Raw genomic sequence first — 11,511 nt, forward strand, 5'->3', positions numbered from 1 at the left:
TGCCGGGGAAGCGCCGGCAGGGGATTGAAAAGGCGCGTTTTCACCCCTGGCAAGGCGGTTAGAGTGGCGTTTTGTCGCTGCTATCTGGCGCGTCCGGCGCCTTTTCAGGAGCCTTGGTCAGCGCTGCATCAGCAAGCGCGGCCGCGGCCGGTGTAACGGTTACCGGCCCGGAGCCGTCGTTTTGTGCGGCGCCATCACTTTTCGGCATGGTTTCCAAGGCGTTAATCCGCAGTTCCAGCTGGCTCAACTTCTCACGCGTGCGCAGCAGAACCTGAGTTTGCACATCAAACTCTTCGCGACTGACCAAATCCATACGGCTGAACTGGCTTTGCAGCACCTGGCGGATTTTCTTATCTACATCCTCACCCAGATCCCGGATGCCTTTAGGCAGGGATTCGTGCACCTGGCGGGCAAGTTGTTCAATCTTTTTCGGGTCAATCATCGTCGGTTCCCTAATTCGGTTGATATGGTTAAGTGTAATGCCAGAACGCCGTATAATAAAGAAATGTTAGCCTCAAACTCCTGGCCAGCAGTCAGCCCCCGCTAAAGACCGTTCCCTCTGGAAAATAACAGTTTGCCAATTGCCCCGTCTTTACAATAGCGTTATAGTAAAACCGCTTATTCTCAGGGCGGGGTGCAACTCCCCACCGGCGGTAAATCCGTGTCATTGCACACGGGAAGCCCGCGAGCGCTCAGGCTGTGGTTTATCCTGAGGACAGCAGATCCGGTGTGATTCCGGGGCCGACGGTGATAGTCCGGATGGGAGAGAGTAACGATCCACAATGGCGCGCCAGCGTGCCCATTCTCGTTATTATTTGGCCTTTTGGTCTGCTCCTAAGTCTGCCCTGGTTCTGGTAATCCATGTAATGATGAGGTTTTACTTACCATGAATCAGACGCTTCTTTCAGAATTCGGTACGCCGACGGAACGCGTGGAAATCGCACTGAATGCCCTGCGCCAGGCGCGTGGGGTATTGGTGCTGGATAATGAAGATCGTGAAAACGAAGGCGACATGGTGTTTGCCGCCGAAAACATGACCGTTGAACAGATGGCGCTGTCGATCCGTCACGGCAGCGGTATCGTCTGTCTCTGCCTGACCGAGGAACGTCGTCAGCAGTTGGATCTGCCGATGATGGTGGAGCGTAACAGCAGTCATTACCAGACCGCTTTTACCGTCACTATCGAAGCGGCCGAGGGCGTCACTACCGGTGTATCCGCAGCCGACCGGCTGACGACTATTCGCGCTGCCATTGCTGACAACGCCAAACCTGCGGATCTTAACCGTCCCGGGCATGTATTCCCGCTGCGTGGACAGCCCGGCGGTGTGCTGACCCGCGGCGGCCATACCGAGGCGACGTTGGATCTGTGTACTCTGGCAGGGCTAAAGCCCGCAGGCGTACTGTGTGAAGTCACTAATGAAGACGGCACCATGGCCCATGCCCCTGAAGTCATTGCCTTTGCTAAAAAGCATGATATGCCGGTGGTGACCATTGAAGATTTGGTTGCCTATCGCCAGGCGCTGTCACAGCAGGCCAGCTGACGTCGTACGCCGGTGCCCGGCAGCCTCGCAGCAGGGGCTGACGGGCGACTATCACGCACTGAAACTCCTTGCTGTCATACGACATCGGTCCCGATTACCGATGTCGTTTGGCAGACCCGCCTGTACGTATCCTGTTCAAAATATTTGAATATCACCTTCATGGTAATCTGCGTTCCTTTTTGATGCTCCGCGCGTAAGGTAAATGCCATACAGAGCGCACAGCGCTTAATCAAATGAAGAAGGGATCACCCATGACTACCTCCAGCCGTATGCCCGCGCTATTCCTCGGCCATGGCAGCCCGATGAACGTTCTGGAAGACAATATCTATACCCAGACCTGGCAGCGTTTGGGTCAGACCCTGCCTCGCCCTCGCGCTATTCTGGCGGTATCCGCCCATTGGTACACCCGTGGCACCGCAGTCACGGCCATGGAAAGACCGCGCACCATTCACGACTTTGGCGGCTTTCCCCAGGCGTTGTTCGATATACAATATCCGGCACCCGGTTCCCCGTCATTGGCCCGGGAAGTGCAGGAACTGCTGGCGCCGCTGCCGGTCACCGCCGACACCGAATGGGGCTTTGATCATGGTTCATGGGGCCTGCTGGCAAAAATGTATCCCGATGCCGATATTCCGGTGGTGCAACTGAGTATCGACGGCACCCAAGAAGCGGACAACCATTTTGCCCTGGGCAAGCAGCTGTCGGCGCTGCGCGATAAAGGGGTCATGATCGTCGCCAGCGGTAACGTGGTCCATAACCTACGGATGGTTCGCTGGCAGGGAGACGCAGCGGCCTATCCCTGGGCCGAATCATTTGAACTTTATGTCCGTGACAACCTGGCTTCCCAGGCGTCGCCCCATCCGCTGGTGCGCTTTATGGAGCATGAGGGCGCCGCGCTGGCTAATCCGACGCCGGAACACTATCTGCCCCTGCTCTATGTGCTGGGCAGTTGGGATGGCAAGGAGCCTATCAGTGTGCCGGTTGACGGCATCGTGATGGGATCGTTAAGTATGTTGTCGGTGCAGGTGGGGTAAGGTCTAAATAGGCTGCAAAAGCGGCAAAAGCGGCAAAAGCGGCAAAAGCGGCAAAAGCGGCAAAAGCGGCAAATGCGACAAATGCCGCATATGCCGCATATGCTGCAAATGCCGCAAATGCAGCAAATGCCGCAAATGCCCACCAGGCGCAGGGTTTGCCGGGGCGGTAACCGCCGCCGGCAAGCTTGTCAGTCGATAATGACGTGAGGATAAAAGCGCGACAAATCTTGGGTAATCATGGCTTTGTCTTCCCTCAGGCCGATGCCGCAAGGGGTATCATTGATAAGCCAGCTGCCAATCACCGTATAACTGTCGCCAAAGCGCGGCAGGGGACAGTACTGCTGCACAATGGTGCCCTCTTCGCCGTAAGGGCCGTCTACCCGGGCGGTTTCCTTGCCATTTTCAACGATACGTACATTGGCGCCTTCGCGGGAAAACAGCGGCTTGACCACATAGTTTTCCATCGGCGGCGGAGTGTCGTTCGAAAAGTAGGCCGGCAGCAGATTGGGATGGTTCGGGAACATTTCCCACAGCAGCGGCAATAGCGCCTTATTGGATATGATGCTTTTCCAGGCCGGTTCTAGCCAGCGGACGCCGGCATCTTCCAGCTTGGTTGAAAACATCTCCCTGAGCATGAACTCCCAGGGATAAAGCTTGAACAGGTTACTGATCACCTGGTTCTGGACATCGGTAAATTGCCCTTTTTCGCCCAGGCCAATCTCTTCAATAAACAGGAATTCACTCGGCAAGCCGGCTTCCAGGGCGCAGTCCTGCAGATATTGCACTGTACCGCGATCTTCTACCGTCTCCTGGCAGCAGGCGAAGTGCAGCAATCCGAAGCCGTGCTCGTTGCGAAGCTCGCCAAAACGCTCGATAAGCTTTTCCTGAAGGCTATTATATTGATCGGCCCCTTGAGGCAGCAGGCCGGCCTTAAGCTGATCCTCCAGCCAAATCCATTGGAAAAACGCCGCCTCATACAAAGAGGTCGGGGTATCGGCATTGTTTTCCAGCAGCTTGGGTGGGTTGACGCCGTCATAGACTAAATCCAGACGCGAATAAAGCGACGGCTGGCGAGTCTGCCAGGCGTTGCGCACAAAGGCCCAGGTATGTTTGGGTATGCAGAATTTGGTCATCAGCTCATCGCTGGCCACCACTTTTTCAACCACCTGCAGGCACATCTGGTGCAGTTCGGCCGTTGCATCTTCAATCGTTTCTATCTGGGCCAGCGTGAATTGATAATAGGCATCCTCACACCAGTAGGGCTCACCGTACATGGTATGAAACTCAAAACCATATTCGGCGGCCTTTTCACGCCAGTCCGGGCGTTCACTAATCGCAACTCGTTTCATTTTTTGCTCAACCGCCCATGCTACGGCCAGGAGCCGCACTGCTGCGCGACATGGTCGTGCCGTGCTTGGCGACCGATTCACCAAAACCGCCGCGGGTAATGGTATTGGTGGTCGCCGGCTTGGGCGCCAGAGCGGTTTTCGGTACCGTCATGGTACGACCGCCGCCGGTTGCCGGACCATAGTTACGGCCGCTGGCATCGACGAATTTACCGTTAGCCGGGCTTGCTGGCGAGCGGGAGGTAAATAGCGGCTGCTGCGAGAAGCCGCCGCCCATCATTCGGCCCATCATATAACCGGCCATCAGCGGCATCCAGAAGCTGCCGCTCTGCTGGGATTCTGCCGCCATGCCGGCCTGGGCAGGGGCCTTGGTGCACTGCTGTTCGCCAAACTCGGCAACGCAGTCTTCACGGTTGGCGTATTTCGGGGCGGTTTTTTCCGCTTCCTTCAGGGCATTGTTGTAAGCCACAGTACATTGCTCACTCATCGAAGGGTTCGCCCGGGCGCAATCATCGGTATTCTGGTACAGAGACACGTTTTCATCGGCCTTTTCACAGCCGGCAAGCACGAAAACCGCGCTGACAGCCAGGGCGACCGGCGCCATGCGATAGCTACGCCACTGCTTGCGAAAGCTGGCGTGATTGATGTGTTTAGTCCGTTTCATGGTCATTGTCCTGCGCTGGATGAAACTTGTGGAAATACTCGGAAATTCTTGCTTACTAGGATAGGTGAAAAGTGCTTGAAAATGAAGCTGGAGCAGCATGGCCCGTGGATCTTTACGTTGCTATACATCAAATCGTGACCCTTAAGCGCCAGGCGTGACTCACGCGCTGGCTCAGGGGAGCTTGATGGCCGCCGCGTAGCCGATTTTCCATCCGATCCCTAACAGAGGAAGTCGGTAAACCGGCCGCGGGAGATCATTGGCTGAACGGATTACGTCCCTGCGAGGCAGGCTTGGCAGCGGTTGCCGGGGTAGCGCTTAGGGTCGAAACCTGCGGCTCGCTGGCAGAGGATTGGTTGCTGCGCGGCGCACTGGTGGTCTGGGCAGGATTAACGCCTTCTGCGCGCGCATCCTGGGAAGCATTCTGCGGCGCAACGTTATCCGGGCTGGTCGGAATAGGCTGGCCCAGCGATGCATTCAGGGTCTGCAGATCCGTCTCGTTAAGCGTACCCAGTGCCGATTTCAGATTAAGCTGATTAATCAGATAGTTGTAACGCGCCGTCGACAGGTTGCGTTTGGCATCATACAGCGTGGTAGTGGCATCCAGTACATCAACGATAGTGCGGGTACCGACTTCATAGCCGGCTTCGGAGGCATCCAGTGAACTCTGGGCCGAGACCACCGCCTGCTGATAAGCGTCGATGCTGCTTATCGAAGCCGATATATTGTTAAAGGATGAACGTACGGTCTGCACGGCATTGCGGTGCGCGCTTTCCAACTGTTCGCTGGCGCTGACGAAACCGTATTGGGCTTGCTTGACTTGAGAGGTCACCGAACCGCCGGAATAAATCGGAATATTCAGGCTCAGGCCGATAGCGTTCTGGCCGATGCGCCGGTCTGTATACTCAGCCGAATTGGTCCTGGATCCACTGTAATCAGTATTGCTCACCGTGGAGGATGCGCTTAGGTCAACCGTCGGATAGTGTCCGGTCTCGGCATAGCGGATTTGCTCGCGCGCCAGATCCTGCTGCAGGCGGGCGGTCAATAATGTCAAGTTGCGGTTCTCGGCTTCTTTCAGCAATCCGCTGATAGCAGCCGGTCGCTGGGTAGCAAAGCGCTGAATGTTCAGCGATGCCAGCTGGGGGTAGAAATTCCCGCTGATTTGGCGCAGGCTTTCCAAGGCATTGTCGACATCGTTGCGCGCATTCACTTCATCCGCCAGCACGGTATCATATTGAGAACGGGCGTTCTGCACATCGGTAATCGCCACCAGGCCGACATTGAAGCGCTGGGTCGTCTGGTCCAGCTGACGATAGATGGCCTGCTTTTGTGCTTCAGTATAAGACAACGTATCGATTGCGCTCAGTACATTGAAATAGGCGACGGCGGTATTCAGTATCAGGTCCTGTTGGGCAGTCTGGTAAGATGCATCCTGAATACCGGCGGTTTTTTCCTGCAGCGTCAGACTGCGCCATTTCGACATATCGAAGACGGTCTGGGTCAGCTTAAGCGCAGCGCTGGAGGCAGTATTATCAACATCCTTCTGCTGACGGTAGCCGCTCTGGTAAGTGTAATCTGCTCCCAGCCCGAGTTGAGGCAGCAACGGGCTCCGCGCTTCATTGATTTTCTCAAAGGCAGCATCACGATCAGCGGCAGACTGGCGAAGGTCCGGGTTGGATAATCGGGCCTGCTGGTAAACCTGTAGCAGGTTTTCTGCCTGACTTAACGTGCTGACGCCAGACAGGCTCAGTCCGATAAGAAGTGGGAGCAGTCTCTTCATTTGCTTTCCTTTTGACACGGACAATTTGTCGTGTAAGCGCTGTTAACTGATAATTTGTATCCGATTCTAACAGAATCATCCAGAGGGCGGAGGTGGCGGAACGTGCCATCCAGCGCCAATTTTACAAAAATCTACCTTACAGCCATAGTTTTACGGCAGACTGGTATTAATAACCACCAGTATTAAAGAGTGTTTAATGTTTGGAGGAACAATAAATATGACCGCTCATGAACCTACATGCATTACCCTACTCAAAGATGACGTAGAAATTATTGCACGTGAAACCCTTTATCGCGGCTTTTTTTCCCTGGTATCCTACCGTTTTCGCCATCGTCTGTTTAATGGCGAAATGAGCGGCGAAGTCAGCCGGGAAATTTTTGAGCGGGGGCACGCAGTGGTATTGCTGCCTTACGATCCAAAGCGCGATCAAGTGGTATTGCTGGAACAGATACGTATTGCCGCTTATGACACCAGCCCGACGCCCTGGCTGCTGGAACTGGTGGCGGGGATGATTGAACCTGGAGAGTCTTTCGAACAGGTGGCCCGCAGGGAATGCACAGAAGAAGCCGGGCTGGATGTCGGACGTTGCAAGCCGGCGCTGAGTTATCTGGCAAGCCCGGGCGGTACCAGCGAGCGGTTGAATGTCATGGTCGGTGAAGTAGACGCCGGACTTGCCGAAGGGATACATGGCCTGGTTGAGGAAAATGAAGATATCCGCCTTCATGTGGTGAGCCGGGAACAGGCTTATCGCTGGGTTGAGGAAGGGGTTATCGATAATGCGGCATCTGTCATTGCGCTGCAATGGCTGGCATTGCACCATGAATCTTTACGTAACGAGTGGGCAGATTAATGATTAAGCGCTACACCCCTGATTTTCCAGAGATGATGCGCCTGTGCGAGACTAACTTCGCCCAGTTGCGCCGGTTGCTGCCGCGCAGCAACGAAGTGGGCGACAAGACGGCCTACCAGGTCAACGGCGCCGAGTACCGACTGACCATTGTAGAATCAACGCGCTATACCACGCTTGTGGAAATCCTCCAGACCGCGCCGGCGGCCAGCTTCTGGAGCCTGCCTTCGATGAACGTGCGGCTGTATCATGACGCCATGGTTGCGGAAGTGTGTTCCACTCAGCAGATTCATCGGTTTAAGGCGAGGTATGATTACCCCAACAAAAAGTTACATCAACGTGACGAAAAACATCAGATCAACCAGTTCCTTGCGGATTGGCTACGTTATTGCATAGCATATGGCGCGATGGCGGTTCCTGTTTGTTAGGCAAATTTCGTTAACCAAGGATACCCTTTGGAAAGCCTATTAACACTTCCTGTGGCGATTGGGGCCAATATCAGGATTTTACAGTTAACCGATACTCACCTGTTTGCCGGTGAAGATGAGACCCTGCTCGGTGTCAATACGCTGCGCAGCTATCGCGCGGTGCTGGATGCGGTTAAGGCAGAACAGAGACCCTACGATCTGGTGGTCGCTACCGGCGATTTGGCGCAGGATCACTCTGCGGCTGCCTATGCGCATTTTGCCGAGGGGATAACCGGTTTATCGGCCCCCTGCGTCTGGCTGCCGGGGAACCATGACTTCCAGCCTGCCATGGTCAATGTGCTGGCCAGCAAGGGCATTACGCCTTCGAAACATGTGCTGGTAGGTGAAAACTGGCAATTGGTGCTGCTCGATAGCCAGGTGTTCGGCGTGCCTCACGGTGAATTAAGCGAATATCAGCTCGATTGGCTGGAAAAAGTGCTCGCGGCGCGCCCTGAACGGCATACCCTGCTGTTTCTGCATCACCACCCGCTGGCTTCAGGCTGTATCTGGCTTGACCAGCATAGCCTGCGCAACGCCCATATGCTGGCTGAAGCGCTGGCAAAATATCCGTTGGTCAAGACGCTGATATGCGGCCATATTCATCAGGAGCTGGACTTGTCATGGCAGGGCCGGCGCGTGCTGGCTTCGCCCTCTACCTGCGTACAGTTCAAGCCCCATTGCACCAATTTCACTATCGATACCGTCGCGCCGGGATGGCGCTATCTGGATTTGCTGCCTGACGGAACGGTCGAGACCGAAGTCAGGCGACTAGCGGGACTGGAGCATCTTCCCGATATGGACTCGGAAGGCTACTGATGGCGGTTCTCCTCTATCTGCACGGCTTCAACAGCTCGCCCTCGTCGGCGAAAGCCACGGCGTTAAAGGCCTGGCTGTCGGTACACCATCCCGATGTCGAGATGCTGGTGCCCCAGTTGCCGGCTTATCCGGCCGACACCGCAGAGATGCTTGAGTCGATGGTGATGGAACGCGCCGGGGAGCATATTGGTATCGTCGGGTCATCGCTTGGCGGGTATTTCGCTACCTGGCTTTCCCAATCATTCATGCTGCCGGCGGTAGTGGTCAATCCAGCGGTTCGCCCCTTTGAGCTGCTTAATGACTTTCTCGGCGATAATCAGAATCCCTACACCGGCGAGCGTTATGTGCTAGAGTCTCGTCATATCTATGATCTCCGGATTATGCAGATCGATATGCTGGAATCGCCGGATCTTATCTGGCTGTTGCAGCAGACTGGCGACGAAATTCTCGATTACCGCCAGGCGGTGGAATATTACACCAGCTGTCGCCAAACCGTAGAGTCCGGCGGCAATCATGCATTCGTTGGATTTGATCATTATTTTTCTCCCATCGTACATTTTCTGGGATTGACCGCCGTCTGATTTTGTTAACCATCCTTTAGCAGAATAACGCTTTCCCAGCAGGTGTCCTTTGCGGTAGGCTCTCAACCAAATTGTCACGAAATACGATTTAAAACATGACTCAATCAAGCTATAACGCTGACGCCATTGAGGTGCTCAGTGGCCTGGAGCCGGTACGTCGTCGTCCGGGTATGTATACCGATACGACCCGCCCCAACCACCTTGGACAGGAAGTCATTGATAACAGTGTCGATGAGGCGCTGGCCGGGCATGCCCGTCGCATTGATGTCATCCTTTACCCTGATCAATCACTTGAAGTCATAGACGATGGGCGCGGCATGCCGGTCGATATCCATGCCGAGGAAGGGGTGCCGGCGGTTGAACTTATCCTTTGCCGGCTGCACGCCGGCGGCAAGTTCTCCAATAAGAATTATCAGTTTTCCGGCGGCCTGCACGGCGTGGGGATTTCGGTGGTCAACGCCCTGTCCACCCGCGTTGAAGTCACGGTTCGCCGTGACGGCAATATCTATCGTATCGCTTTTGAAAATGGCGATAAGGTCGAGGATTTGTCGGTCATTGGCACCTGCGGCAAGCGCAATACCGGCACCAGCGTCCATTTCTGGCCCGATGCCAGCTTCTTTGACAGCGGCCGCTTCTCCGTCTCACGTCTGTCGCATCTGCTCAAGGCCAAGGCGGTGCTGTGCCCCGGCGTAGAAATCGTCTTCAAGGATCAGGTTAATAACACCGAAAAGAGCTGGTGCTATCAGTCTGGGCTGACCGACTACCTCAATGAAGCGATCAACGGATTGATTACGCTGCCGGAAGCGCCTTTCGTCGGGTCGGTGACCGGCGATACCGAAACCGTCGACTGGGCGCTGCTGTGGTTGCCAGAAGGTGGCGAGCTGTTGACCGAAAGCTATGTCAACCTGATCCCCACGCCCCAGGGCGGTACGCATGTAAACGGCTTGCGCCAGGGGCTGCTGGACGCCATGCGCGAGTTCTGCGAATACCGTAATATCCTGCCGCGCGGCGTCAAGCTGTCTGCCGAGGATATCTGGGATCGATGTGCGTATGTGCTGTCGGTAAAGATGCAGGATCCGCAGTTTGCCGGCCAGACCAAGGAACGCCTGTCCTCACGCCAGTGCGCCGCCTTCGTCTCCGGCGTGGTCAAGGATGCGTTTATCCTGTGGCTCAACCAGAATATCCATATTGCCGAACAGCTGGCTGAATTGGCGGTTGCCAGCGCCCAGCGCCGGCTGCGCGCTTCCAAGAAAGTGGTGCGCAAAAAACTGACCAGCGGGCCGGCGTTGCCGGGCAAACTGGCGGACTGTACCGCTCAGGACCTTTCACGCACCGAACTGTTTTTGGTCGAAGGGGATTCGGCGGGCGGTTCGGCCAAACAGGCCAGGGATCGCGAATATCAGGCGATCATGCCGCTGAAGGGCAAGATCCTCAATACCTGGGAAGTGTCGTCGGATGAAGTGCTGGCTTCCCAGGAAGTTCACGATATTTCGGTGGCCATCGGCATAGATCCGGACAGCGAAGATCTCAGCCAACTGCGCTACGGTAAAATCTGTATTCTGGCCGATGCCGACTCGGATGGCCTGCATATCGCCACCCTCTTGTGCGCGCTGTTTGTGCGTCATTTCTCCTCGGTGGTGCGCCAAGGCCATGTCTATGTGGCTATGCCGCCGCTGTACCGAATCGATCTGGGCAAAGAAGTGTATTACGCCCTCGACGAGGAAGAAAAAGCCGGCATCCTGGAGCAGTTGAAACGCAAAAAGGGCAAACCCAACGTGCAGCGTTTCAAAGGACTCGGCGAAATGAACCCCCTCCAGCTGCGTGAAACCACCCTTGATCCCAATACCCGCCGTCTGGTGCAACTGACCATCAGCGAAGAGGACGTCGATGAGACGATGAGAATCATGGATATGCTGCTGGCCAAAAAACGTTCTGAAGATCGGCGCAACTGGCTGCAGGAAAAGGGCGACGAGGCCGAAATCGGCGTCTGACAGGCCAGCGGCAAGGATGCCCGGTGCCTGGCAGAACGATGCGTTCGGTTTGCCAAACCCGCCGCACGGTTCCAATATCCCGCGATCCCGCGCGTCTGCTGCTGCGAAGTGCCGTACTGCGCCTGCAGGCAAGGTCACCTGCCATACTCCTGCGGCAGGCAAAGTCACCTGCCGTACGCCGGCGGCAGGCAAGATCACCTGCCGCCAACTAGCCGCGGTAGCTCTTCTTCATGGCGCCTTTGGTTAAGCTGGAGCTTGCTCATCTCAGCTCAGCTCAGCTCATATTATCTCATCTCATCTCATCTCATCTCAGCTGCCACCGGCCGATATTGTATTTCCCCCGCCTGGTAGTCTTGATATTCTTATATAAATAAAAAATGCTTATTGCTGAATTTCAGGAATTGATAACTGAAATATTGATATTATTTTTTATGCCAAATAGAGAATG

General features: G+C 55.4%; 10 protein-coding genes, 1 pseudogene and 1 riboswitch. Of the genes and pseudogenes, 7 read left to right on the top strand and 4 right to left on the bottom strand.

Going from position 1 to position 11,511, the window contains the following annotated elements; translation table 11 throughout:
* Window positions 1-202: 202 nt before the first annotated feature.
* Window positions 203-442: pseudogene (gene ubiK / locus EDC52_RS20395) on the bottom strand (ubiquinone biosynthesis accessory factor UbiK); the annotation flags it as partial.
* 174 nt (window positions 443-616) lie between these two features.
* A riboswitch (FMN riboswitch) is annotated at window positions 617-775 on the top strand.
* A 111-nt stretch (window positions 776-886) separates the two neighbouring features.
* Between ubiK and ribB the strand changes: the two are divergent.
* Together ribB and ygiD are read left to right on the top strand one after the other, a co-directional pair.
* The gene (gene ribB, locus EDC52_RS05030; protein WP_131864253.1) at window positions 887-1,540 is read left to right on the top strand and encodes a 3,4-dihydroxy-2-butanone-4-phosphate synthase; all 654 of its coding nucleotides are present in this window, start codon (window positions 887-889) and stop codon (window positions 1,538-1,540) included.
* Window positions 1,541-1,791: 251 nt separating this feature from the next.
* Window positions 1,792-2,574 (top strand): 4,5-DOPA-extradiol-dioxygenase, encoded by a 783-nt coding sequence (ygiD, locus tag EDC52_RS05035; RefSeq protein WP_131864254.1) that lies wholly within the window; start codon window positions 1,792-1,794, stop codon window positions 2,572-2,574.
* Window positions 2,575-2,762: 188 nt separating this feature from the next.
* On the opposite strand, the gene EDC52_RS05045 is transcribed toward ygiD, so the two are convergent.
* From EDC52_RS05045 to tolC, 3 genes are all read right to left on the bottom strand, one after another.
* A complete protein-coding gene (locus tag EDC52_RS05045; RefSeq protein ID WP_131864255.1) occupies window positions 2,763-3,923 on the bottom strand; it encodes a glutathionylspermidine synthase family protein in 1,161 nt (386 codons plus the stop codon).
* A 7-nt stretch (window positions 3,924-3,930) separates the two neighbouring features.
* On the bottom strand, window positions 3,931-4,584 hold the full coding sequence (locus EDC52_RS05050) for a DUF1190 family protein (protein ID WP_131864256.1): 654 nt from the start codon (window positions 4,582-4,584) through the stop codon (window positions 3,931-3,933).
* 253 nt (window positions 4,585-4,837) lie between these two features.
* Window positions 4,838-6,361: an outer membrane channel protein TolC gene (gene tolC, locus EDC52_RS05055; RefSeq protein WP_131864257.1), complete on the bottom strand. Its 1,524-nt coding sequence runs from the start codon at window positions 6,359-6,361 to the stop codon at window positions 4,838-4,840.
* A gap of 217 nt (window positions 6,362-6,578) precedes the next feature.
* On the opposite strand from tolC, the gene nudF reads away from it, so the two are divergent.
* The 5 genes from nudF (at window position 6,579) to parE (ending at window position 11,063) form a co-directional block, all read left to right on the top strand.
* Window positions 6,579-7,211, top strand: coding sequence for an ADP-ribose diphosphatase (gene nudF / locus EDC52_RS05060; protein WP_131864258.1), 633 nt, complete (start codon window positions 6,579-6,581; stop codon window positions 7,209-7,211).
* A 2-nt stretch (window positions 7,212-7,213) separates the two neighbouring features.
* Entirely contained in the window at window positions 7,214-7,636 is a 423-nt protein-coding gene (locus EDC52_RS05065) for a DUF1249 family protein (protein WP_131864667.1), read from the top strand.
* Window positions 7,637-7,663: 27 nt separating this feature from the next.
* Window positions 7,664-8,491 carry a 3',5'-cyclic-AMP phosphodiesterase gene (cpdA, locus tag EDC52_RS05070; RefSeq protein ID WP_131864259.1) on the top strand — a complete coding sequence of 276 codons (828 nt, stop codon included), beginning with the start codon at window positions 7,664-7,666 and terminating at the stop codon, window positions 8,489-8,491.
* On the top strand, window positions 8,491-9,072 hold the full coding sequence (yqiA, locus tag EDC52_RS05075) for an esterase YqiA (RefSeq protein WP_165911660.1): 582 nt from the start codon (window positions 8,491-8,493) through the stop codon (window positions 9,070-9,072). The genes cpdA and yqiA overlap by 1 nt, the downstream gene beginning before the upstream one ends.
* A 95-nt stretch (window positions 9,073-9,167) precedes the next feature.
* Window positions 9,168-11,063, top strand: coding sequence for a DNA topoisomerase IV subunit B (gene parE / locus EDC52_RS05080; protein WP_131864261.1), 1,896 nt, complete (start codon window positions 9,168-9,170; stop codon window positions 11,061-11,063).
* Window positions 11,064-11,511: the final 448 nt, after the last annotated feature.

It is taken from the genome of Biostraticola tofi, from assembly GCF_004343195.1.
GTDB lineage: Bacteria > Pseudomonadota > Gammaproteobacteria > Enterobacterales > Enterobacteriaceae > Biostraticola > Biostraticola tofi.